21 protein-coding genes are annotated in these 24,778 nt (G+C 47.6%); 12 read left to right on the plus strand and 9 right to left on the minus strand.

Annotated features, from left to right (window positions below):
- Positions 1-29: 29 nt before the first annotated feature.
- Positions 30-1,190 (minus strand): benzoate/H(+) symporter BenE family transporter, encoded by a 1,161-nt coding sequence (locus tag F0316_RS04395; RefSeq protein ID WP_172625958.1) that lies wholly within the window; start codon positions 1,188-1,190, stop codon positions 30-32.
- A gap of 93 nt (positions 1,191-1,283) precedes the next feature.
- On the opposite strand from F0316_RS04395, the gene F0316_RS04400 reads away from it, so the two are divergent.
- Complete coding sequence (locus tag F0316_RS04400; RefSeq protein ID WP_000133005.1) at positions 1,284-1,829, plus strand: helix-turn-helix domain-containing protein; 546 nt, start codon at positions 1,284-1,286, stop codon at positions 1,827-1,829.
- Between the two features lie 52 nt (positions 1,830-1,881).
- Here the strand turns inward: F0316_RS04400 and F0316_RS04405 are convergent, their stop codons facing one another.
- Positions 1,882-3,897, minus strand: a complete 2,016-nt coding sequence (locus F0316_RS04405) for a methyl-accepting chemotaxis protein (protein ID WP_320205345.1) — start codon at positions 3,895-3,897, stop codon at positions 1,882-1,884.
- Here F0316_RS04405 and F0316_RS19835 point away from each other — a divergent pair.
- On the plus strand, positions 3,812-4,003 hold the full coding sequence (locus F0316_RS19835) for a hypothetical protein (RefSeq protein ID WP_000231302.1): 192 nt from the start codon (positions 3,812-3,814) through the stop codon (positions 4,001-4,003). The two genes, F0316_RS04405 and F0316_RS19835, sit on opposite strands and share 86 nt — an antisense overlap.
- Positions 4,004-4,111: 108 nt before the next feature.
- Here F0316_RS19835 and F0316_RS04410 read toward each other — a convergent pair whose 3' ends face one another.
- Together F0316_RS04410 and F0316_RS04415 are read right to left on the minus strand one after the other, a co-directional pair.
- On the minus strand, positions 4,112-5,983 hold the full coding sequence (locus F0316_RS04410) for an MFS transporter (protein WP_172625959.1): 1,872 nt from the start codon (positions 5,981-5,983) through the stop codon (positions 4,112-4,114).
- Positions 5,984-5,995: 12 nt separating this feature from the next.
- Complete coding sequence (locus F0316_RS04415) at positions 5,996-6,586, minus strand: TetR/AcrR family transcriptional regulator (protein WP_000113994.1); 591 nt, start codon at positions 6,584-6,586, stop codon at positions 5,996-5,998.
- 193 nt (positions 6,587-6,779) lie between these two features.
- Between F0316_RS04415 and F0316_RS04420 the strand changes: the two genes are divergently transcribed.
- Positions 6,780-7,655 carry a Tim44 domain-containing protein gene (locus tag F0316_RS04420; protein WP_000825368.1) on the plus strand — a complete coding sequence of 292 codons (876 nt, stop codon included), beginning with the start codon at positions 6,780-6,782 and terminating at the stop codon, positions 7,653-7,655.
- Between the two features lie 155 nt (positions 7,656-7,810).
- Positions 7,811-8,134, plus strand: a complete 324-nt coding sequence (locus tag F0316_RS04425; RefSeq protein WP_000046692.1) for a DUF1244 domain-containing protein — start codon at positions 7,811-7,813, stop codon at positions 8,132-8,134.
- A gap of 81 nt (positions 8,135-8,215) precedes the next feature.
- Here the strand turns inward: F0316_RS04425 and F0316_RS04430 are convergent, their stop codons facing one another.
- The 4 genes from F0316_RS04430 to minC form a co-directional block, all read right to left on the minus strand.
- A complete protein-coding gene (locus tag F0316_RS04430) occupies positions 8,216-8,704 on the minus strand; it encodes a copper resistance protein NlpE (protein ID WP_000748182.1) in 489 nt (162 codons plus the stop codon).
- 289 nt (positions 8,705-8,993) lie between these two features.
- The gene (gene minE / locus F0316_RS04435) at positions 8,994-9,257 is read right to left on the minus strand and encodes a cell division topological specificity factor MinE (RefSeq protein WP_000054416.1); all 264 of its coding nucleotides are present in this window, start codon (positions 9,255-9,257) and stop codon (positions 8,994-8,996) included.
- Between the two features lie 4 nt (positions 9,258-9,261).
- Positions 9,262-10,074: a septum site-determining protein MinD gene (minD, locus tag F0316_RS04440; protein WP_000086775.1), complete on the minus strand. Its 813-nt coding sequence runs from the start codon at positions 10,072-10,074 to the stop codon at positions 9,262-9,264.
- Between the two features lie 20 nt (positions 10,075-10,094).
- The gene (gene minC, locus F0316_RS04445; protein ID WP_000042149.1) at positions 10,095-10,757 is read right to left on the minus strand and encodes a septum site-determining protein MinC; all 663 of its coding nucleotides are present in this window, start codon (positions 10,755-10,757) and stop codon (positions 10,095-10,097) included.
- A gap of 199 nt (positions 10,758-10,956) precedes the next feature.
- Here minC and F0316_RS04450 point away from each other — a divergent pair, with 199 nt between their 5' ends.
- The 7 genes from F0316_RS04450 (at position 10,957) to F0316_RS04480 (ending at position 21,539) form a co-directional block, all read left to right on the plus strand.
- Positions 10,957-11,235 (plus strand): YcgL domain-containing protein, encoded by a 279-nt coding sequence (locus F0316_RS04450; RefSeq protein ID WP_000882651.1) that lies wholly within the window; start codon positions 10,957-10,959, stop codon positions 11,233-11,235.
- Between the two features lie 24 nt (positions 11,236-11,259).
- Entirely contained in the window at positions 11,260-12,231 is a 972-nt protein-coding gene (locus F0316_RS04455; protein ID WP_000735487.1) for a lytic murein transglycosylase, read from the plus strand.
- 176 nt (positions 12,232-12,407) lie between these two features.
- Positions 12,408-13,355: a LysR family transcriptional regulator gene (locus tag F0316_RS04460; RefSeq protein WP_000457165.1), complete on the plus strand. Its 948-nt coding sequence runs from the start codon at positions 12,408-12,410 to the stop codon at positions 13,353-13,355.
- A 342-nt stretch (positions 13,356-13,697) separates the two neighbouring features.
- Positions 13,698-14,903: a NupC/NupG family nucleoside CNT transporter gene (locus tag F0316_RS04465; RefSeq protein ID WP_000096605.1), complete on the plus strand. Its 1,206-nt coding sequence runs from the start codon at positions 13,698-13,700 to the stop codon at positions 14,901-14,903.
- A gap of 264 nt (positions 14,904-15,167) precedes the next feature.
- Positions 15,168-17,708, plus strand: a complete 2,541-nt coding sequence (locus F0316_RS04470; protein WP_002044329.1) for an Ig-like domain-containing protein — start codon at positions 15,168-15,170, stop codon at positions 17,706-17,708.
- A gap of 266 nt (positions 17,709-17,974) precedes the next feature.
- Positions 17,975-19,069, plus strand: coding sequence for a NapC/NirT family cytochrome c (locus F0316_RS04475; protein WP_172625960.1), 1,095 nt, complete (start codon positions 17,975-17,977; stop codon positions 19,067-19,069).
- Positions 19,070-19,091: 22 nt separating this feature from the next.
- Complete coding sequence (locus F0316_RS04480; RefSeq protein ID WP_149560242.1) at positions 19,092-21,539, plus strand: molybdopterin guanine dinucleotide-containing S/N-oxide reductase; 2,448 nt, start codon at positions 19,092-19,094, stop codon at positions 21,537-21,539.
- An 89-nt stretch (positions 21,540-21,628) separates the two neighbouring features.
- Here F0316_RS04480 and F0316_RS04485 read toward each other — a convergent pair whose 3' ends face one another.
- A complete protein-coding gene (locus F0316_RS04485) occupies positions 21,629-23,455 on the minus strand; it encodes an L-tyrosine/L-tryptophan isonitrile synthase family protein (protein WP_148527238.1) in 1,827 nt (608 codons plus the stop codon).
- A 358-nt stretch (positions 23,456-23,813) separates the two neighbouring features.
- Here F0316_RS04485 and F0316_RS04495 point away from each other — a divergent pair, with 358 nt between their 5' ends.
- On the plus strand, positions 23,814-24,704 hold the full coding sequence (locus F0316_RS04495) for a LysR family transcriptional regulator (protein WP_000931266.1): 891 nt from the start codon (positions 23,814-23,816) through the stop codon (positions 24,702-24,704).
- Positions 24,705-24,778: the final 74 nt, after the last annotated feature.

Genomic DNA, 24,778 nt, shown 5'->3' on the forward strand with positions numbered 1-24,778 from the left:
TTCACTTACTTATCCGCTGCTGGGTGAGTTTATGGTCGTGGGCGAGTCGTTAACCGTAAGTACGCCAATCCGATCACAAGGCCAATCAGCGTCGCGCTCATTCCAAACAAGGTGGCACCAGAAAGCGTGATCACAAAAGTGAGTAGCGCAGGCTCGCGGTACTCATCGATTTTAAACGCGCTCTGCAAACACATCATCAACGTACCGAGCAGCGCTAAACCAGCGAGCATGGCTGAAATAGGTTTGGGTAGCGCGAGGAAGAGATTGACGACAAGGGCAGCAAAAATCCCTGCCAATAAATAAAATCCTCCAGCCCAAAGTACCGCACGGTAGCGTTGTGCTTTGTCTTGATCGACATCCTCATTCATACAGATGGCGGCAGAAATGGCGGCTAAGTTGACGCTAAAGCCGCCAAAAGGCGCGCTCATCAGGGTCGCCAATCCCGTGCCCACCAAAATCGGTTTGATTGGTGCGTCATACTGATAGCTTTTGAGCATCGCAATCCCCGGTAAGTTTTGCGAAAGCATAGTGATGAGGTAGAGCGGCAGGGCAAGGTTGAGCATGGCGAGCCAATCAAATTCCGGCGTCACCCAGATTGGCGTGGCGATCCGCAGCGCCAGATCTGCATGCTGAAAGCTTCCCAAGGCGAGAGCACTGCCAAGACTGACCAGCAAGAGCACCAACATGGTGTATCGAGGAACAAAGTGCTTAGCCAGTAAGTAGCTAGTAAATAAAAGCGCAAAGAGTGCAGGAGTATCGGTCAGCGGGGTGAAGGCTTTGGCACAAAAGGGCAGCAAAATAGCACCAAGCATAGCCGTACCTAGAGGAACTGGGATTTTACTCAGTGCTCGTGTCAAAGGTGCGAGCATGCCCGTCAAAGTAAACAGTGCGCCAGAGAACATAAACGCGCCAATCACCACGGGTAATGAATATTGTCCCGCCGATGCCGCCAGCATGACTGCCGCAGGTGTTGACCACGCCGTGACAATTGGCGTTTTGTAAAACCAAGAGTAGAGGATTGACGTTAGCCCCATCACCACGCCTAGAGTCAGCAACCAACTTTCGATTTGAGTTGGATTGGCACCTGAGGCTGTGGCGGCTTGGATCACGATCACCACCGAACTGGTGTATCCCACCAAAACCGTGGTAAATCCCGCAGAGAGGTGACTAAGATTGAAGAATCCTTTCATCATGATTTCCTTTTCAGGTAAAGTCGTCGTGCGTAATAGCGCACGTTCCGAGTATAGCTCTGTGCGTTATAGCGCACAATAAGGGGTTTTCGCATGACTGACGTGATGTTTAAGTCACAAATTGCTAATCAATTAAAAAATCTGCGCAAAAGCAGAGGGTTGAGTTTGGATGCCACTGCTCAACTTACTGGGGTATCTAAAGCCATGTTAGGTCAAATTGAACGTGGTGAATCCAGTCCCACCATTGCGACACTTTGGAAAATTGCTAGCGGCCTTGAGGCTTCATTTTCCGCTTTCTTTGCCAATGATCCGCAACTTTTGTCGAGTGAGCGTTCTTTCCCTGACGATCTCAACATGAAAATCCACACCTTATTTCCTTATGCCGCAGATACAGGATTGGAAATATTTGAAATTACACTGCTCGATCACCATCAGCAGATGTCATCACCTCATGCTTTAGGGGTCATTGAATACATTCATGTATTGGAAGGGATTATGAAGGTGTTCTTTGATGAACAGTGGCATGAGTTGCAACAGGGAGAGCATATTCGTTTTTTTAGCGACCAACCTCACGGGTATGCGGCGGTGACAGAAAAAGCAGTGTTTCAAAATATTGTTGCGTACCCAAGGCGCGGCTAACAGGTGCAGTGGGCGGTTTTGGCATAGGTAAGTCACCCACTGCCAGAGGATACTAAATTTTGAATTTACTCATCTTTAGCGCCAAATCTTCTTGTTTTAGCTTGAGTGCTGAAATGGTGTGCTCACTCTGTTGGATTTTTTCTTGGGCACTTTGGCAAAGTGCTTGTAAGTGAGAAAGGCTAGAAGCAATACTGGTCACCGATTGCTCTTGATGAGTAATCGCCTCAGAGGTCTGCTGGTTCATCTGCGTTAGTCGAGAGATTTCAATCGCGACTTGATGTAAGGACTCTTCAGCCTGTGATGTGATCTCTGTGGTTTGAGTACCTTTTAACATGCTGTTGTTAATAACTCTTACCGATTCATCGGCGCTGCTACGCAATTGAGTAATGCTCTGCTGGATGGTGTTGGTACTGCCTTGTGTTCGTGTAGCAAGTGAACGCACTTCATCGGCAACCACCGCAAAGCCACGCCCTTGTTCTCCCGCACGAGCGGCTTCAATCGCTGCATTAAGTGCAAGCAAATTAGTTTGTTCTGCAATGCCATTAATGTCGGCTAAAACTGGCTCGATACTTGTGACATGATTTTTTAAGGAGTTGATGGTTTCAGTTCCTTGTGTCACCTCTGCAACCAGTTCATTGACCGATTGAGCGGCTTGTCGAACATTGCTGAGTGTACTTTGCGCGTTTTTATCTATGTTAAGTACCGATTGGCTTATCTCTCGCGCGCCACTGATCACTTGCGAAGAAATGGCGGTCATCGCCGTGGTCGCGTTCGAAATAGTATTCACTTCGAATGTCTGTTTATTGACGGCTTCTGCGGTCACTTTAAACGTGGCAGACAGGTCTACCGCCGCGGTCTTAGCGAGATTGGTAGATTGAGTGATGTCAGCAATAAGATTCTGTATTTTTTCGATAAATTTATCGAATGATTTGCCCAATTCTCCAAACTCATCTTGGGTGGTGATGTTCACTCGCAGGGTTAAGTCACCATTACCTTCAGAGATATCGGTTACTCTCTCCTGCAAACGTTGTATAGGCGATAGAATTTGGTTCACAAGGATCCAACCCAACAACAGTAATACAAGCAAAGCGATAATGATCAATACCTTAAATGAAGATATCGCCCATGCTTGTCCATCTAAAATAAGCACGGCTTGCTGCTCTACTTTACTGTCTGCGAGTTCTTCTAATTCGGCAATGAAATCCAGTAATGCCAGTGATGTTACTGTGTACTCTTGGTAGATTTGACGATAGTTCCGATAGCTTTCAATGACCGCCATCATCGCCTGTTCATGCTGCGAGTTTAATTGGGAGAATACTTCTTCATAACTTGCATTTTTCCATTCCTCTCCTGCCGATATAGTAAATCGGCCAGTCGAGAACATTTCGCTGTTGGCTTGTTTTTGAAATTCAATCGCTTGTTCAATGGCTTTAATTTGAGTGGCATCATCTTGACCATCCAGCAAACGTTGTGTGTAGTAGAGCTTCCATAGCAAGCCTATATTGGATTCCATACCGCCATCTGCGGCTTGCCAGCGTTCCATAACATCACTTTGCCAAGTGATGTTCCGATCAGGTTCTCGTTCTAATTCCTCAACGGCACTATCACCTAATGTCTCTAGTTTTTCACCAAAATCGACAAGGACTTGCGTTGCTTTATCGTAGGATTTTTTGGTCTCGATATAGTTCTTGTAGCTAGTAATCAGTGCGTTTCTTGATTGTTGATACTGTGAGTTGAATTGAGAAAATTGTTGTGTCTGAGCCGCACTTAATAGACCCGCTTCGATCATGCGGGAAGAGGACGTATCGACTTCTGTAATGGCAGTATTGAGTATTTGTTCAACCCGTTGGCTATCTTCGCCTAGGATGAGCCTATTGACGGCAAGCATCTGAGCTTCAATCTGTATGGTGGTTTCCATCGCCCCATCTGCCGTATCCCAAGCGGGGCCAACAATGTAGCTCAACCCCGAGGAGCTTGAGTACATGGTTTTTATTGTCCAAATGCCTAAAGCAGTAACTAAAATACCTACGACGCTGAATGTGACTAATATTTTTGTTTTTACTCTCATGAAAGAGTCCTCTAACCCATCATATTTACCGGATGACACTGTTGGTGCTAAACGAAAGGCTGAAAAAGTCGGTAATGTGACTTTGAGTCTAGAACAGTTTTGGTGATGTTATTGGTTAATTGGGAGGATAAATAATGGGGTTATGAGGAGAAGTTGCAGCGCGATTGACTGCAACTTCAAAACATCATGAATAATAGAGGAAGAAGGTGTGGGATTAACGCCAATCGCCACGCAATTGTGCTACTTTTTCGTGCATCACCGTCGAGTTGGCTTGCTCTGGGGCAACTGGCACTCCCGCTTCAATCTCTAACTGTGAGCGAAAACGGCGTGGCACACCTTGGCAAGCTCGGCCTTTGTAACGGCTGAAATAACTGCCCCATAACCCTTTGAGTGCCAGAGGAACCACAGGAACAGGGCTGCGGTGTAGGATTAAATCTAAGCCACGCATAAATGGATTCATTTCACCATCGGCGGTAAGTCGACCTTCTGGGAAAATGCACACCAAATTCCCTTCGTTGAGTGAGTGTTCAATATCCGCAAATGCGCGGCGAAGAGAGGCTCGGTTGTTGGCAGAAATCGGGATCACCCCTGCGCGTTTCAAGAAACGTTTCAGCAGTGGCAGGTTGGCGTACTCTTCTTCCATCACAAAATGAATCAACCGCGGACAAACCGCACTGAGCAATAGGGCATCCATATAACTGACATGGTTACACACCAGCAGTGCGCCACCTTGCTCTGGAATATGGTGCAAGTTTTTATGGCGCACTCGGTATAGCGTATGAGTGAGGATCCACACCAGAAAGCGTACGGCAAAAATCGGCACTTGTAGGAAAATATACAAAGCCACCAAGACGTTAAGCACGGCCAGTAGTGCAAATAACTGCGGAATACTCATCTCCAATACACTGAGGCACATAATGCCAAGCGCGGCACTGCCGACCATAAACAGCGAATTGTAGATATTGAGAGCCGCGATCACTTGCGCACGTTCAGTGACTTTAGCGCGTTGCTGCAACATGGCGTAAAGCGGAACGATGAATACGCCACCAAACACGCCAATCAGTAATAAGTAAGTAAAGAGCGGCCATAGCGCGGAGTAAGTAACAAAATCCGCAAAAGTGCTGAAAACGGGGAGATCGGCGGGAATGCTGGTCGCCATCAGATACCCGAAGAGGCTGATCCCCACACTGCCCAAGGGTACAATGCCGACCTCAATCCGGTGTCCGGAAAGCTTGTCACACGCTAGTGAGCCGACGGCAATACCGACGGAAAATAGCGCCAGTAGGAAAGAGACCGCGGCTTCATTACCGTTGAGGTGCAGTTTAGTGAAGTTAGGAAACTGAGTAAGGTACACCGCGCCGAGAAACCAGAACCAACTGATCGCCATAATGGACTGGAAAATGGCGCGATCACGTTTGGCTATGCGGAGTGTCTGCTTGGTTTGCGTAATTGGCTGCCAACGAAATTCGAGATGCGGAGCACTCGCAGGTGCGAGTGGGATAGCGCGGCTAGAGAGATAACCAAGCACGGCGAAAATCACTACCGCAGCCGCGGCGAAGTAGTGCGCGTTATCAGCGGAAGCAATCAGTCCAGCCCCTAAGGTGCCTAATAAGATCGCCAGAAAAGTACCGGTTTCTACTAAGGCATTACCGGGGACGAGCTCTTCCGATTTCAGTTGTTGTGGTAGCAATGCGTATTTCACTGGACCAAAAAAGGCCGATTGCGTACCCATCAAAAACAATAAAAACAGTGAGATTCCGTAGCTTTGAGTGATAAAACCTATCGCTCCACACAGCATGATGGCGATTTCAAGCAATTTAACCCAACGGATATACCGAGATTTTTCTAGCTTATCCGCTAAGACTCCCGCGGTCGCAGAGAAGAGGAAAAAAGGCAGAATAAACAGCCCAGCAGCGAGATTGATGAATAAGTTGCTTGAGATCGGTAACGCTTGAGGGCCTGCAAACGCAACAAAGAGTAACAAGACATTTTTAAAAATGTTGTCGTTAAAGGCACCAAGAAACTGAGTGATGAAATAGGGTAAAAAGCGGCGCTCAGTTAAGAGAGCCGTAGTTGGGTTTGCCATCTTGTTCATCCATTACCAGTTAGCCAGATAGTGATTCAGCAGATTATTAATCAAAGCATTACCATCAATCGGTTCATTGGCAAAAAATTTATCATCGACACTCAAGATAGTGATGCCATGCACGCCAGACCACAATACGCGGCTCGCCTGCAACACTTCTTGCTCTGAACGCAAAGGCGCAATCACTTTCAGCAGATCTTCTAACATGCTGGTCATGTTATTAATGCGTTGAGCTTGCCACTCGGGCAGCATCTCCCCATTCATATTGTGCTCAAAAATTAACTGCCAGCGATAAGGATTTTTTTTCGCAAAATCATGGTAGCAATAAGCGAGTTGATAGAGTGCATCTTTCGGATAAGTGGTGGATTTCACCGCTTGCTGGGCTTCTTGCGCCAATTCATCAAGGGTTTGCGCCACTACATGCAATAGCAACAAATTGTAATTGCCAAACACGTTGACTAAGGTGCTGGGCACGTAGCCAATCATAGTGGCGACTTTACGTAAGCTCAGCTCATGATAGGAGTGAGTATCGAGGAACTGTTTGACTCTATCTAAGGTGAGAGCCACCAGCTCTTCTCGGGTATGATCGTTTCGTCTAGCCATGATTTGGATTCAATAATGAACAACGTTCGATAGTCTAAACATCCCCTATAGGAGCGTCAACGAATCGATTTGCAATATTCTGATACATGTCGATAAATGCAAAACGTTTCCATTGCGAGATGAACTGGCTATAGTGACTTTGAGAAGATAGATCGGCTGCAAAGCCCCATAACATCGAACCCTAAGGAAGTGTATGAAACGTTTGTTTTCGCTTATTGCGTTAATCATGGTTTCGGTTGCGGTAACTCCGATTGCTGAGGCCAAAAAATTCGGAGGTGGTAAGTCGTTTGGTAATAACAGTTACAAAACGGCTCCGGCTCCTAAACAGCAACAACAAAAAAATGACACCGTGAAAAATGATGCGGCGAATCCAGCCAGCTCGGCGAAGAAAGGCTTAATGGGCGGTTTGCTCGGCGGTCTACTGGCAGGTGGTCTGCTTGCTGCCTTCTTTGGCGGTGCATTTGAAGGTATCCAATTTATGGATATCCTGATCATGGGGCTGATTGCGTTTGTGATCTTCAAGCTGATGCGTGCTTTTCTGGCATCGAAGCAAGGCAGCATAAACCAGTCTCAGCAGCAGCCGGCCTACAGCGGCATGAACCGCACGCCGTTTGAGCAACCTAACGTACACAACTTTGAACAGCCACAATCTATGGGTGGTGGTTTTGGTAGTGCCGCTCAGAGCGATGTACCCCACAATTACCCAGCCGGTTTTGACCGCGTGGCGTTTGTGAATGGTGCACGTGAACACTATCGCATCTTGCAAGGGGCGTGGAACCATAACCAACTCGAAACGATTCGTGAGTATGTCTCTCCAAGCTTGTTTGAAGATCTTAAAGCCGAGCGTGCGAATTACGAAGGCGATCAACATACGGACGTCATGTACGTGGATGCAGAGATTGTTCGTGCAGACTACGATGCAAACCGCGCTCAGCTCAGCTTGCAGTTCAGCGGTCGTTATCGTGACGCTGTCGAAGGTATTGAAGAGAATATCGAGGACGTATGGCACTTAGAACGTGATCTGACAGTCCCCAATGCTCCTTGGTTGATTGTTGGTATCCAAGGTTAAAAAACAGACCAACGCCCAATTTAGTCATGATATTCAACACCCAGCGAAAGCTGGGTGTTTTTTTATCACGAAAATCCGAAGCCTGCCTCAACTGCAATCTGCCGATGTTTGGGTATATACTGGTCGCCTTCAATATGGCACAAAAGGAAAGTGACGTGGCGCAATTCAAACATCAACAACTCAGCCAAGCCGAGCAAGATAAACTCGATGCCGCAGTGTTTCGTCAATTGCTACAACATCTTGATCAACATAAAGAAGTTCAGAATATCGACCTGATGATTTTGGCGGATTTTTGCCGCAACTGCTTGTGTAAATGGTACGCTGCTGAAGCGGAAAAACAGGGGTTGGATTTGAATATTGATGATGCGCGTGAGCGCGTTTACGGTATGACTTACGATGAGTGGAAGGCAAACCACCAGCCGCCTGCGACGCCAGAGCAACTCGCCGCCTTTGAAGCGAAAACGAAAAGCAAAGCTTAAATGTAGGCAATAAAAAACGCGCCCAATGGATGGCGCGTTTTTCGTAAACCGTATTTTTGTAAAGCGTATAAGCGACTCAGTTTATTGCTTGCTTAGCACGTAAAACTCAGCCAGCTCACCTTCGATAACCTTACCTTCCATATCCAGATGGGACAGCGTGTTTTCACCCACCATGAATTGTCTGCCAGTTTGGTCGCCTGTTTGCAGTGTTACGATATTACCAGCTTCATTCCAAACGAAAGTACCTTGAGAGGCAAAAGGTTCACCTTCTTTATCGAGGTATTTTTCTGTTAGCGCGTAGGTGCCATCCGCGTTCAGCGTCAGCTCTGTTTCAATGCCACCGCAATCAGCACAAGGCAGAGTGCCTTGATAGATGCCAGCCCAATCTAGGCTGTTTTGAGCATTGTGCGCTGCATCAACGCTTGCTGTTGATGGTTGAGCCGCAGATTGCTCAGCCGGTGCTGCCGCAACATCAACGACTTTTTCTACTTCCACTTTTGCGTCTTGTTGGTTGTCGCAACCGACAAGAATGAGAGTCAGCGCGCTCAGGGCAAAAATACTTTTTTTCATCATAGATCCTTGGTTAAGAAAGGTTGACCATCACAAACACGACTAATATGAACTCATGCCGTTAAGTCCTAGTCAAACGCGCGTCATTTTAGCGACAAGTTGTGTGTGATCTAGCTCAATAAAAGCGATATTTCCCAACAGATAATAAATAGTCATTTGCTAGTGGAGAAGGATACCCCTTTCCTACTTGCCGCCTACAGACGACAACGCCAAATCGTTTGGAGAGAGCCTGGTGAGCAGAGACAAGGGAGATAATAAAAGACCCTCATCGATGAGGGTCTTGAAGGGGTTATTTTTCGTCATCCGGCAGTTTGACGTTGAGCTCAAGCACCGAGATATCATCGCCTTTATGCTCAAAAGAGAGTTCGACCATGGATGGGTCAATCGCGACGTATTTGGCAATCACTTTCAGAATGTCTTCTTTGAGTTGTGGCAAATAGCTAGGTGCAGGATCGTTTTGGCTACGACGCTCAGCCACAATGATCTGCAGACGCTCTTTGGCAACGCTCGCGGAAGTCTTCTTCTGTGGGCGGAAAAATTCCAGCAATGACATAGCGTTAACCTCCGAATAAGCGTTTGAAAATACCTTTCTTCGCTTCAGTCAGGAAACGAAACTCAACTTGTTCACCAAGTAGACGTGCCACCGTATCTTGATAAGCTTGGCCTGCATCGGATTGATCGTCAAAAATTACTGGAACCCCTTTGTTCGAGGCGTTCAATACGGCTTGGCTTTCTGGAATCACACCGAGCAGCGGCACATGTAGGATTTCTTCGACGTCTTGCACACTGAGCATTTCACCTTGAGTGACGCGTGCAGGGTTGTAGCGGGTGAGCAGCAGATGCTGTTTGATCGGCGCTTGGCCTTGCTCCGCACGCATCGATTTAGAATCGAGAATGCCTAGAATACGGTCAGAGTCGCGCACTGACGATACTTCAGGGTTGGTGGTGACAATCGCTTCGTCGGCGTAGTACAACGCCATCAGCGCGCCTTGCTCAATCCCTGCTGGTGAGTCACAAATGATGAAGTCAAAACCCATCTCTTTGAGATCATTGAGCACGCGTTGTACGCCATCTTTGGTTAGTGCATCTTTATCACGAGTTTGAGAGGCCGGCAGGATGAACAGGTTTTCGTTGCGTTTGTCTTTAATCAAGGCTTGGTTGAGCGTGGCTTCACCGTTGATGACATTGACAAAATCGTACACCACGCGGCGCTCACAGCCCATGATTAAATCGAGATTACGCAGACCGATATCAAAATCGATCACAGCGGTTTTTTTGCCTCGCAGCGCGAGACCTGAAGCAATTGCAGCACTGGAGGTGGTTTTGCCAACCCCGCCTTTTCCTGACGTGACGACAATAATGCGCGACATGTTATTTTTTCCTTTCAATCTTAAATCGTGAGCGTTTCGAGATAGAGCGATTCGTCAGTCATACTGAGCATCACCCTCTGTTGCCAGAACTGACTTTCAATTTGATCACTTAACCAATAGCGGCCAGCGATGGAAATCAATTCCGCTTGCAAATCATGACAAATAATTCGTGCTTCTCGTTGACCACTCGCTCCGGCAATCGCCCGGCCACGTAACGTGCCATAAATATGGATTGAACCATCGGCGATCACTTCAGCCCCCGCACTGACGTGACTTAAGATCACCAGATCGCCGTCTTTGGCATAAATCTGTTGACCCGAACGCACTGGGGTACGAATCACTTTGGTCGGGGCCATTTGCGCTGGGGCTTGGGCTGGGGAGTTTGTGGCGGTCATTACTGCAAAACCGGCTTCGACGGCAAGGTTTTGGCTACGTTTGTCTTTACATCCTGTGACACCGACGGGGATTAAACCCGCTTGGCTGATCCCTTGTTTTAACGCAGGATAATCAAGATCGCCCTCGACTTTCGCCACATTGATCACCACTGGCGCATTGGCAAAAAAGGCCGGGGCTTGCGCGATCTTTTCTTGAAGAAATTGAACAGTATGCGCAATTTGGTTGTCAGAAAGGTGTAATACCGACAAAGTAAAACTACTACCTTTCAGGTCAGGGTTTTTCGACATGGTAACGTTGACCTCAATAAACTCTATGCCTTACGGAGAGAGCATTGGCTGAGAACAGGGCTGTCATGTTATATTCAGCGCCAAAGCACAGCAAGTTCTCTTGCGGTGAAATAAGTGATTTGGCATCAATTTTGATCAAAGTTAACTGAATTAAGACAAAATGCCCTAAGTGGTCAATAATCGAAATAAAAGGCTTGTCATGCTTTGCTCTATTTACAAAAGTCCTAAAAAAGAAGGCACTTATCTCTATATTCCGAAACGGGACGATTTTTCACAGGTTCCTGACACCTTAAAACAGATGTTTGGTAAACCTATTTTTGTCATGCTGGTTAATCTTGAGCAGCGTCAGTTGGCGCAAGTGAATGTGGAGAAGGTGAAACAATCCATGCAGGAACAAGGTTTCTTTTTGCAGTTACCGCCGCCACCAGAAAATTTGCTGGAACAACATAAGGAGCGCAAAGCGCGCCAAACTCCCTGATGAAGATGGCTCAAGGAGGGCATCTTGAAAAAATTATTATCGATAGTACTGGGCCTAGCGTTATCGGCACCCGTACTCGCCAATGAAGTCAGTTTTGAACAATATGTCGAAAGGCTAAAGCAGCAAGCGCGTGAAGAAGGTATTTCCGAACGCATCCTCAACGAAGCGTTTCGTGATGTGGAATACAAGCCTCGTTCCGTCGTCGCGGATAAAAATCAGCCAGAGAAAAAGTTGACGCTGGATGAATACATCCCGCGCGCTGTACCAGAGTGGAAAGTAAAGCAAGCACAATCTCTGTATGAAAAACACTACACTGAGCTGCAACGCATTGGTAAGCAGTATGGCGTACAACCGAGATTTATTGTTGCCTTGTGGGGGGTTGAAAGTAATTTTGGTGCGTTCACGGGTAACTTTCGGGTGATTGATGCGTTATCGACGCTGGCCTATGAAGGCCGCCGTGAAGAGTTTTTCCGCAAAGAAACCATGGCCGCCTTGCAGATCCTCGAACAAGGTCACATTGCCCCTGAAGCCATGAAAGGCTCTTGGGCGGGCGCGATGGGGCAGTGTCAATTTATGCCAAGCTCGTTTTTGAATTTTGCCGCTGATGGCAACGGCGATGGCAAAAAAGACATTTGGGGAACACGTTCAGACGTATTTGCTTCTACGGCTAACTATCTCAGCCAATCAGGCTGGGATGATAAGTACACTTGGGGACGCCAAGTGAAAATCCCCAAAGGGTTTGACCATGCTCTAGAAGGACGTCAGCCTGAAAAAGGCAAAACGTTACAAGAGTGGAGTAAGCTTGGGGTCACTCGTTATGATGGTAAACCGCTGCCAGCGCTTTCTGATGATATTAAAGCGTGGCTCATCATGCCTGATGATGAAGCAGGGCGAATTTATCTTGTGTATAACAACTACAATGTATTGATGAAGTGGAATCGCTCTCATTACTTTGCGTTGGCGGTCAGCCATCTGGCGGATCGGATTGCGTTCTAACCTGTTGGATTGGCGCAACGGATTGGCATAACGGATTGACAATTAGCGAACAGAGGGCTCTCATTGAGCCCTCTGTTTTTTCTGTTTGTGAGCAACGGGTTTTTAGGCATTTCGGTAATCGGGATGTGTTGATGAAGAAGGCTGTGATGGGGAGAGTTTGCTGATGGAGATGCGATTTGTTTGCTGAACGCGCGAGCCAAATGGCTTTATTTGCGGTGTTAATCCAACATCAAAGTTTTACTGCTGCTGCGCACGCGCTAGGCGTGTCGGTGTCTCATGTCAGTAAACAGCTCGCCGCGTTAGAGGCCTCGCTGGGCGTTAAACTGGTGCAGCGCACCACGCGCAGCTTTACTCTGACGGATGCTGGGAATCTGTTTTATGCCCAGTGCCGTGAACTTTTAACGATTGTGACCAATGCACAAAGTGAAATGGAAGATCAGCGTGATGAAGTGGTAGGGCTGATTAGACTTGGTTTATCGCAATCTTTTGGCACCTTGCATGTGTTGCCTGCTTTGGAGCAGCTTCGCCAACAATATCCTGAGTTGAACGTCGAAGTGCATCTGTTTGATCATAAAGTCGATATGCTCAAGGAAGGGTTGGATTTATGGATCACCAGTAACGAGCAGCTACCAGAGGGTTATGTGGCGCAGCGCATTGCCGATTGCCGTTTTGTGGTGGCCGCATCGCCAGACTACCTGCTGCGTTATGGATCACCCACAGAACCTATGGCCTTAATGGAGCATAACTGCTTGATTTATCGAAGCTGGGAGCGCGATTACACCCGTTGGTCATTCAGCCGAGATGGACACAATCAAACCATTAAAGTGGCCGGAAACTACTCGGTCGATCTGGCGGAGGCGGTACGCGATGCTGCCGTGGCAGGATGGGGAATCGCTTATTTGGCGACCTATTTGCTGCGAGATGAATTTCGCACAGGGCAGCTTATTCAGCTGCTGCCGGAGTGGTCCGCCAATCAACAGATGCCGTTTTATGCGGTGTATCCCAGTCGTCAACATATGCCGAAAAAAACATCGGCGGTGATTGAATTTATCAAACAGCGGCTCGGTACGCCTTGTTACTGGGATACTCGTTTACAACCTTATGTTCGTTTTGCAGCAGAATAGCTTCTGGCGACTTAACGCCGTAGCCGTGTGGATCATGTTTGCTCTCCTTAATGACGCCGCCTTTCGATACTCGGTGAGATTAGCTCACTGGCTTGCTAGTGCAACAGGAGATCGCTGGGGATATATTCCATGAGGATTATTGCTGTTTTTAAAAAGATATTTTCCCAATGGAAAAGATAACTCAAAAGCAAACGTTTAGGTTTAATAAAATCAGCAAGTTATGAAAAGACGTATTTTGATTACCGGTTTGGTAATGAGTGATTAACAAACTCACCTTGCGCATACGATTTCCTTCACTAAAATCGCCGCCTTTCCTGTTCTACTCACAATTTGGGCGGCGTTATGTCATCACTCCTCGGTATGGGCGCAATTTTGCTGGTTGCGTGGCTATTTTCTACCAATAGAAAAAATATCAACTTGCGTACAGTTTCTTTAGCGTTACTGCTGCAAATCTTCTTCGCCTTACTGGTGCTGTATGTACCTGCGGGTAAAGAGGCACTCAATCGTGTGACGGGCGCGGTGTCACAACTGATCAACTATGGGCAAGATGGTATCGGTTTTGTGTTTGGTGGCCTCGCCAATGGCAGCGTAGGTTTTGTGTTTGCGATTAATGTCCTTGGCATCATCATTTTCTTCTCTGCACTGATTTCTGGCCTTTACCATTTAGGCATCATGCCGAAAGTGATTAACCTCATCGGTGGTGGTTTACAGAAATTGCTTGGCACAGGCCGTGCAGAATCCCTTTCTGCTACCGCAAACATTTTCGTGGGTATGATTGAAGCGCCGCTGGTGGTGAAACCTTATCTTCATAAAATGACCGATTCGCAATTCTTTGCAGTGATGACGGGCGGCTTAGCGTCGGTTGCTGGCGGTACTTTGGTTGGTTATGCCTCTTTAGGTGTGGAATTGAACTATCTGATCGCGGCGGCTTTCATGTCTGCCCCTGCGGGTCTCTTGATGGCAAAAATCATGTTGCCAGAAACCGAACACGTCGATGCCGCGATTGCGCAAGATGAGTTGGATCTGCCGAAATCCACTAACGTCGTCGAAGCGATTGCGGATGGCGCGATGTCGGGTGTGAAAATTGCTGTTGCGGTAGGGGCGACTTTGCTCGCCTTTGTGAGTGTGATTGCTCTGTTAAACGGCTTGCTCGGTTGGTTTGGTGGCTGGTTTGGCATCGAGCTGAGCTTTGAACTGATCATGGGGTATGTTTTCGCTCCAGTAGCTTGGCTGATAGGTATTCCATGGCATGAAGCGATCATGGCAGGTTCTTTGATTGGTAACAAAGTGGTGGTGAACGAGTTTGTCGCTTTCATTCAACTGATTGAAGTGAAAGAGCAATTGAGTGCGCATTCACAAGCGATCGTGACTTTCGCGCTGTGCGGTTTTGCCAATATTTCTACCATGGCGATTTTGATTGGTGGTTTGGGTAGCCTTGTACCTGAACGTCGCTCTTTTATCTCCCAATACGGCTTCCGTGCGATTGGCGCAGGCGTATTGGCTAACCTAATGAGTGCATCGATCGCTGGGGTGATTTTGTCTTTGTAATCTTTGATTCAGCAATAGGGGCCAGCGACTACGCTGGCCTTTTTTTTGTCATTCATAAATCACCGCTTTTAGTAGTGGTGATTGTTTTAAAGATCTCCTTTTCATTTCGTGAATCGCGCCGAAAAAGAATTGAAAGCGATGATTAACCGCAGAAGAAGCAGTGACACTGTGCCGAGAACGGTAAACTATTCCATTGATTAACATGCAAATCTTTCACTCTGGAGTATTAGTTATAAGCGACATTATCTAATACAGGAGAGAAACATGAAGCGCTATTGTTTAGCCGCCGTGATTACCGCCAGTTTGGGGGTAAGTTACTCAGCACAAGCCTATAACTGTGCCGGAGTGCCAGTGTGGGACAGCAGTACAGTGTATGTTGGCAGTGATAAAGTTCAAAAAACCAACACCGCTTACCAAGCGCGTTACTGGACTCAGGGTAACGATCCGGTAACCCATTCTGGTCAATGGGACGCATGGCAAATTCTTGGACAGTGTGACGGAGGGGCGAATAACCCACCTCAAGTGTCCATTCAATCACCACTCAATAACGCCAAGATCCCACAAGGCTCCGTCGTCGGATTACAAGCCAATGCCTCAGATAGTGATGGCAGCATTACTCAGGTGGAGTTTTTAGTCGGCACACAGCGTATCGCGATTGACCAACAAGCCCCATACCAAGTGGATTGGACGGCAACGCTAGGAGCCACTTCAGTGACCGCGATTGCGACCGATAACCAAGGTGCAACCACCAGCAGCACCGTAAATATCAGCGTAACGCCTACCGGTAACCCAGTTCCGCCAACTGTGACGTTGACTAGCCCGACGGGCAGTGAACAGCTAACCGTGGGCGATGTTCTAGCCGTGGCCGCAAATGCCACTGACAGTGATGGCACTGTCAACGCTGTTGAATTTTATGTTGATGGTCAACTTGTTGTGACCGATAGCTCTGAGCCTTACCAGTTTAATTGGAATGCCGCTGTCGGCAGCCATACCTTTAAAGCCAAAGCGATTGATAACGACAACCAGTCTACCCTGAGCCAAGAAGTGACTTTAACGGTCGGCAGTGGCTCGAATGCAGGTTGCGCGGGTTTACCTGTGTATTCGGCGGGAACCGCGTATTCGGCAGGGCAGTTGGTACAAAATAAGAACCAAAAATATCGCTGTGATATCGCCGGTTGGTGTTCTTCCAGCTCCGGTTGGGCGTATGAGCCAGGGGTTGGAAGTTATTGGAAAGAAGCATGGAGTGGTTTAGGCGCTTGTTCAACGCCACCTGTCGTGACATTAACCAACCCGACGGCTAACCAAGTGATTCTTGCTGGCTCAACCGTCAGTGTGGCGGCGCAAGCCAGTGATGCCGATGGCTCGGTCACGCAAGTGGAGTTTTTTGCAGGCAACAACAGCTTAGGCGTGGTGACTCAAGCGCCTTATGCGGTTAACTGGATAGCCACCACTACAGGGAATCAAACCCTGAAAGCAGTCGCAACCGACAACGACAGTAACACCAGTGAAAGCGCAGTCAGCGTGACGGTGAGCGATCAAGATCTGGTGGTTTCACTGACTTCGCCGACATCCGGCCAAACCGTTGGTCTAGGTAAACCGGTCAATATTGCCGCCGATGCTACGTCACTAACCAATAATGTGGCGAAAGTGGAGTTTGTGGTCAACGGCGCAGTAGTTGCAACGGATACAACAGAGCCTTTTGCTTACAGTTGGACGCCAAGTGCGATTGGTAACTATACCGTTGCCGCGAAAGCGACTGACGCAGCAGGAACGAGCGTGACCTCTTCTGCTGCCGCAATCAGCGTGGTAGAGCAAGCGCAGAAGAAACATCGCTTGATTGGTTACTGGCATAACTTCGTCAATGGTGCGGGTTGCCCAATTCGTTTGGCGGATATGTCACAAGCGTGGGATGTGATTGATATTGCCTTTGCAGAAAACGATCGCAACAGTACCGGAACGGTACATTTCAACCTGTATGCCGGTGATATTTACAGCAGTTGTCCTGCGCTCGATCCTGCGCAATTCAAGCAAGATATGAAAGCACTGCAAGCGAAAGGTAAAGTATTTGTCCTTTCCTTAGGTGGCGCTGAAGGCACTATTACCCTTAACACTGATCAAGATGAAGCCAACTTCGTGAGCAGCCTGACTGCGTTGATCAAAGAATGGGGCTTTGATGGGTTGGATGTGGATCTCGAAAGTGGTTCAAACCTTGTTCATGGCTCACAAATTCAAGCGCGCTTAGGCCGAGCATTGAAGCAAATCGAGAAAAACATCGGTGGTGATATGTTCCTCACTATGGCGCCTGAACACCCTTATGTGCAAGGTGGTATGGTTGCCTACAGTGGAATTTGGGGCGCTTACATTCCGGTGATTAACGAAGTGCGCGATACGCTTGATATTCTGCATGTTCAGCTCTACAACAACGGTGGTTTACCTAACCCATACACACCGAGCGCGGCACCAGAAGGCTCAGTGGATATGATGGTCGCTCAATCAAAAATGTTGATTGAAGGCTTCACTTTAGCCAACGGGACACGCTTTGAACCATTGCGTGATGACCAAGTAGCCATTGGTTTGCCATCAGGTCCAAGTTCGGCAAATTCGGGTCAAGCTCCAACCCAAAATATCCTTGATGCGTTGGATTGTTTAACCAAAGGAACCCGCTGCGGCACCATCAAACCAGCCTTTGCCTACCCCAATTATGCAGGCGTGATGACCTGGTCAATCAACTGGGATAAGCACGACGGCTTTAATTTTTCCAAACCGGTTGGGGATAAACTTAGCCAGATGAATAATGCTCAGTAAATCCGTTCGTTGAGTTTCTTTTATCGCCAAATTCACCTCAGTTACGCTGGGGTGAATTTTTTATGGCACTTGTTTAGAGAGTTACCAATAAGTAAAGAGGTTGGTTGAAATCCGTGGAGGGGCAGTGAAGATAGTCCGCGATAGGTTTGACTCAACATCACATAAGCACGCTTTTCGTAGCACGTATATGATGCGGATCAATATCTCATACCCCAAAAGGGGTAGGATGATCGCATATTTATAAATGTAAAAGGATGTGTAAGCTTATGTCGATCAAAAAAAGGTATGTTGCACTGCTTGTTGCCATTGGGGTGGCAATTGGCTGGGTCACTTTAGGTGGCAGTGCTGCAGTGATGCATTACACCTCAAGCACCGAGTTTTGTCTCTCCTGCCATTCTATGGAGATCCCTTTTAAGGAGTATCAAGGCTCTGTTCACTTTTCCAATGCGAAAGGCATTCGCGCCGAATGTGCCGATTGCCATATTCCGAGCGATCCCATCGGTTATCTCGTCACTAAGGTACGAGCGACCAAAGACATCTACCACGAATTTGTAACAGGTAAGATTGATACGCCTGAGAAGTATGAGGCGCACCGACAAGAGTTAGCGGAGATGGTATGGCAGCAGATGCGCGGTAACGATTCGGCAACGTGTCGCTCTTGCCATGATTTTGATGCCATGGAGCCGTTTGAGCAGTCACACGAAGCGGTGAAAATGCACAACTACGCCAAAGCTAATAACCAAACCTGTATTGATTGCCACAAAGGTGTCGCGCACTTCGCACCTGAAGCGGAGCTTGATAGCAAAGCCTTTGAAACCTTGATGGCCTTTACCGAAAAAACGGCCGCTGACGCGCAGCGAGTTTACCCCGTCACCACGATTGCGATGGGTGAACTGGGTACGATCAACCCGACGACTGCTCTGGATGTTGTGAGTACCAAGGGCACTGAACGTACCGTGCAAATCAACGCTTACCAAATGAAAGGCGCAGAACAAGTACTGTATATGGGTGAGGGGCAACGTGCGGTTGTCGCGACTTTAACCGAGCAAGGCCAACAAGCGCTGCAAGCACAAGACTACAAAACCGATGTTTACGGTAACCAATGGCGCGCGGTGAATTTAACCGCCACCATCACATCGCCTGTGGTGGATAGTTTAGAGCCGGTTTGGTCTTATGCCGAACAGCTTGATAACGTTTACTGTGCGACCTGCCATGCGAAAATTCCAGCCAGTCACTTTACCGTGAATGCTTGGGGGCCAGTGGCGAAAAGTATGGGAGAGCGGACGGATATTTCCGCTGAGAATCTGGAGATTCTCACCAAGTTCTTCCAGCACCATGCCAAAGATATGGTTAGCCACTGAGTATAAGTAGAGGGATAACGTTATGACTAAAATCACCCGCCGTGGATTTTTAAAAGGCACAGGTATGGCTGCCGGTGCAATGGCTTTCACTTCATTTTCACCACTCTCAGTTGCCAGTGATAACGCACGTGGTAAAGGCGTGTTAACGGCTGGACGTATGGGGCCACTTCTCTGTGGAGTGCAAGATGGCAAAATGGTGGCGACCAAAAATGCGCTGGCGCAAACCGTACCGAACAGCTTGCAATCGACAGGCCCCGATCAGGTATATACCCAAGCGCGGGTTAAATACCCTATGGTTCGCAAAGGCTTTTTAGCAAACCCATCCGCGCCGAAAGGAGTACGTGGCAGTGATGAGTTTGTACGCGTATCGTGGGATGACGCGTATCGCTTAATCCATGAGCAGCATATGCGCATTCGCAAAACCTATGGTCCAGCCTCGGTGTTTGCTGGCTCTTATGGTTGGCGCTCCAGTGGTGTGCTGCATAAAGCTCAAACTTTATTGCAACGCTATATGAGTATGGCGGGCGGCTATTCAGGCCACTTGGGAGATTACTCAACTGGCGCGGCGCAAATCATCATGCCGCACGTGGTTGGTTCGATTGAAGTGTATGAGCAGCAAACCACTTACCCCGTAGTGCTAGAGCACAGTGATGTGGTGGTTCTGTGGGGGTTAAACCCGATCAACACATTGAAAATTGCGTGGAGCTCGACCGATTGCGCAGGTCTTGAATTCTTCCATCAACTGAAAAAATCCGGCAAAACCATTATCGGTATTGATCCGATCCGCTCCGAAACCATCGAGTTTTTCGGTGAGCAAGCTCAATGGATTGCCCCACACCCAATGACAGATGTGGCGATGATGATGGGCATCGCGCACTCGCTGATCAAACAAGGTAAGCACGATAAAGCCTTCTTGGACAAATACACCGTAGGTTACGATCGCTTTGAAGCGTATTTGCTGGGTAAAGAAGATGGCGTTGAAAAGTCCGCGCAATGGGCAGAAGGCATTTGTGGCGTACCAGCCAAGCAACTAGAAACGCTGGCTGAGATTTTCAGCAACCATCGCACCATGCTAATGGCAGGCTGGGGTATGCAGCGTCAACAATATGGTGAGCAGCGTCACTGGATGGTGGTCACCTTAGCCGCGATGTTGGGGCAAATTGGCTTGCCGGGCGGTGGTTTTGGTTTCTCCTACCATTACTCGAATGGCGGGAACCCCGCGCGTGACGCGGGTGTACTGCCTGCCATTTCGGCAGCTATTGGTGGTGGATCTTCGGCGGGGAATGATTGGGCGATTTCAGGGGCGACGCAAAGTTTCCCGGTCGCGCGTATTGTGGAAGCGTTGGAGAATCCGGGCGGGACCTATCAACACAATGGTCACACGCTGACCTTCCCTGAGATCAAGATGATCTGGTGGGCGGGTGGTGCCAACTTTACCCACCATCAAGACACCAATCGTCTGATCAAAGCGTGGCAAAAGCCTGAGCTGATTGTGATTTCAGAGCCGTATTGGACAGCGGCGGCGAAGCATGCCGATATCGTACTGCCGATCACCACAACGTTTGAGCGTAATGACTTGACCATGACGGGTGACTACAGTAACCAACACTTGGTGCCGATGAAACAGGTGGTGGAGCCACAAGGCGAAGCGCGTAACGACTTTGATGTGTTTGCCGATATGGCGGAAATGATCCGTCCCGGAGGCCGTGATGTGTTTACCGAAGGCAAAACCGAGATGGAATGGTTGTACGGTTTCTACAAAACCGCGCAGAAGAGCGGCCGTGCAGCACGAGTGGCGATGCCGAATTTCAGTAAGTTCTGGGAAGATAACCAGCTGATTGAAATGAAGTGGAACGCGAAAAATGCTCAGTTTGTGCGTTACGCCGATTTTCGTGCGGATCCGATCCTCAATCCATTAGGTACACCGAGCGGCAAGATTGAGATTTACTCTAAAACTCTGGCGGGCTTTAATTTGCCTGATTGTCCAGCCCATCCAACCTGGTTGGCTCCTGATGAATTTACCGGTAATGCGAAGCAGGGCGAGTTGCAATTAATGACGGCGCACGCGGCGCACCGTTTGCACAGTCAATTCAACTACGCTCAATTACGGGAAGAGTATGCGATTGCTAACCGTGAGCCGATCTGGATCCACCCAGAAGATGCGGCATCACGCGGCATTCAAACGGGCGATTTGGTTCGTGCCTATAACCAACGTGGCCAAGTACTGGTCGGCGCTTTGGTGACGGATCGCATCAAACAAGGCTCAGTCTGTATTCACGAAGGCGGCTGGCCAGACCTTGATCCGCAAACTGGCTTATGTAAAAACGGTGGTGCGAATGTGCTGACTTCAGACATTCCGACTTCACGTTTGGCCAATGGTTGTGCGGCGAACTCCTCTCTGGTGCGTATTGAAAAGTACACAGGGCCAGCGTTGGAACTGACGGCGTTTATGCCACCGAAAAATGGCTAATCGCGAGTAATAAGACAACACCAATAGAAAGCCGAGGCGAGTGCCTCGGCTTTTTGCGTTCTTAACCGACTTGCTGCTTTGGCTGAAGCCTAAGCCGAGGTGAGTTCAGCTTGTTCAACAATACGATTGTGCGGCTGCCAAGGTGAGTTGATTGAGTCTGGTTGTAGATGAATAGACCAGTATTCGTTATGCATCGAACTCGTATGGCTCGCTTGCAAGGTGGTTAAATTATTCACCAACAGCAAATCGCCGGTTTGTAGCCTGTACTCAAAGCAAACTCTTGGGTCATGACATAACGTGTTGAGGCGTTGATAGATCCGTGACTGCTCGGTTAATTCGCTGACCCCTTCTAAATGAGTGAGGTAGCCCTGCGCATGCTGAAAATCTTGCCAACGCAGCACATCTTGGCGTGATGTCGAACAGTAACGGACGAGGGGGTGTAAAGTATTCCCGCCATGTTCAGGTGAAAAGTTGCTGTAGTGCATGATGGTGTTACGCAGCTGTTCGCGCTCTTGACCGTTGATGGTCAGGACGGCGAGTGCAGCGTCAACCACGGTCCAAGTATTCGAGTCAGGGGATGCAACGCTGTAAACCGCGTACTCATGGGGGGTGTAATCTTCATATTGATAGCGATGTGGGTGTACGGCCATATAAGCGGGTGGGCAGGAGAGCTCCCAATGTAAAGGTTGCTCACCAGCACTGCCTTTGAAGGCTTGTACGCTAACCTCATAAGCCCAAGTGACGGCAGAACGGTGATTGAGGTACCAAGTTTGTAGCTGTTCAGAGTCAGCCAGTGGTGCAAAACCGCGCAGCAGAACCGAGCCAAATTCTTTGACCAGTTGGCTGAGCTCTTTGGGAAGTAGCATGTCCAGTGAAGCGCGATTGGCTGGGCACTCTAAACGCAACCCCGATTTTTCGTGTTGCAATTCTGCCCGTATTTGGCGCAGCGCATGGGCGTGCACTTCATCGGATGCGCTCAATTGCAGGTAACACCAAGGCTTGCCATCATGAGTGACAGGCAAAATCACCCCAGAACGTTTTAAGTGATTTTCTTTACTATCAATAATGAATTCGCCGCGGCTGGCATCAAACAGCAAAGTACTGTGCCAAGGCGTTTTGAATTGGCGTTCATGGAACAGAAACAGCGAGTATTTCTTACCTATCATCGGATGTTCATGAATGCTTAATCGAATGCAATCGGCAAATTTTTGCTGCAAGAAGTTATCCAGCGCTTTGCCTTGCACCATCATCCCCTTAGCGATATCCGCAAGGCGACGTCGGCGATCTTTGTATGAGAGAGGAGCAAGAACGAATTTCTGATCCTGATTCATGAACTTTTTCAAACCCAGATAGGTTTGGTTCATCTTATTATTTTTTAATTTAAGTTCAGTGAAATTCTCTGCATAGTCAGGATCACCAAACTTCTCACGTAATCCATCAAAATATTCCGTGTCTTTCAGATCGGAAAATTCATCAAAATGTTCGAAATTGACAATTTTTAACGCATCGCTGCAATTCATGTTTGCTACCATTTTACGCAGATTGTCTGAGTAATCATAATGGTGGTCTAAGTCGACGGAGATATAATCAGAGAATGTATGATAGTCAGAAAAGATATAAAACGTCACACCCGGTTCATAAACGGATTCAATGTCACGGATGCATTGAACAAACTTTCTTAAAACGACATATTCACCGAGATCGGGTGTATGGCTAAGTACTTTATCTAAGTTATTTGTTTTACAGGGGAAAGCGGGGAGGAGTAATTTAATTTTCTCTTGGCTATTTACAAATCTACGAATTTGACTTTTTAAGTGAGCAAGCCCGTTGTAACTGGCATTGCATTGTGCAATCAGTTGATTTAGAAGAATAAATGAGATCTTCTCCACATGGGTTTCTTGTTGAGCATCGAGCATAAATTTTCCTCATTCGTTGGATTGGTTGAATGCAATTCAACATATTCAATACGGTCGTTTTCTTGTTGAGTAATTTGTGCACAAATGAGAATGACATCTTGGCTCATTATTGAACCATTCATCAATAATTGGATAACGTATCTACTCATCTCACCGTACATCTACTCTAGGTGAATTAATTCCGCACATAGGAATTGGAATTAATGCCACAAATTAAAAAAATCGTTTGGTTATATGAAATCTGCTTGAAACCAATAAAAATTACTCATCTCTAACAGGCGGAATTATTATTTCTGCTATTCCTTGTACTGACTAGATAATGAAAATAGAACCCAAAGTTACTAATAAAGGAACAGTCATGCTAAATGAGTTAAAACGCATAGTGATATTCAATAAAGTGGTTGAGTGTGGTTCTTTTACTTGTGCTGCAGAAGCATTAGGTATGACCAAATCTAAGGTCAGTGAACAGATCACCGCTTTAGAAAAAACAGTGAATGTGCGCTTGCTAAACCGAACTACCCGTAAAATCAGTTTAACCACAGAGGGGGACACATTTTATCAACGCAGCCACGGATTATTGAATATTGCGGAGGAGGCGCTTTGCTCCGTTAACCACTTAGCGTCAGAAGTGTCCGGAACGATCCGCATTGGTACCACTATTGATGTCGGCACTTTTTTGCTCAACCCGCTACTGGCTGAGTTTTATAAGCAGTACCCTAAGGTGAATTTCGATATTCAGCTCGATGATGGACTGCAAGATTTGGTGGATTCTAATCTGGATATGGTGATCCGAATTGGTGAGCTGACGTCATCCTCTTTAGTTGGCCGTGTTATAGCGCCTTTTGAGTTAGGTATTTATGCCAGTCAAACCTATTTAGAGAACGCGCCGCCGATCCATACGATTCAGGATTTAGAGCAGCACGATTGGGTCTATCTCACACGCTTAAATCTGCCTAACCAAACCCTAACTTTAACCAATCAAGAGGGCGTACAACATCAGGTCAAATTCCATAGCAAACACAGCAGTAATTCTCCGCTTGGCGTCATGACCATGGTGCAAAATGGTTTGGGTGTGGGATCGATTGCCAGTTTTTTGATTGATAAGTTGCCTGATGCATCGCTGGTGCGATTGTTTCCGGACTTCTATCAGATCAGTACTACCATGAATATTCTTTACCCCAGTCGTAAAAATTTGCCGCCAAGGGTGCGTTTATTTATCGATTATCTGGTGGGAACATTGTGTGGTTAATGGAGAGTGTTTAAACAGGTAGAGCCAACGCGCAATGAGCCGCATGGGTGTGTCGATGGCTTCTAGTGCCGGGG

The organism is Vibrio cholerae (assembly GCF_008369605.1).
GTDB classification, from domain to species: domain Bacteria; phylum Pseudomonadota; class Gammaproteobacteria; order Enterobacterales; family Vibrionaceae; genus Vibrio; species Vibrio cholerae.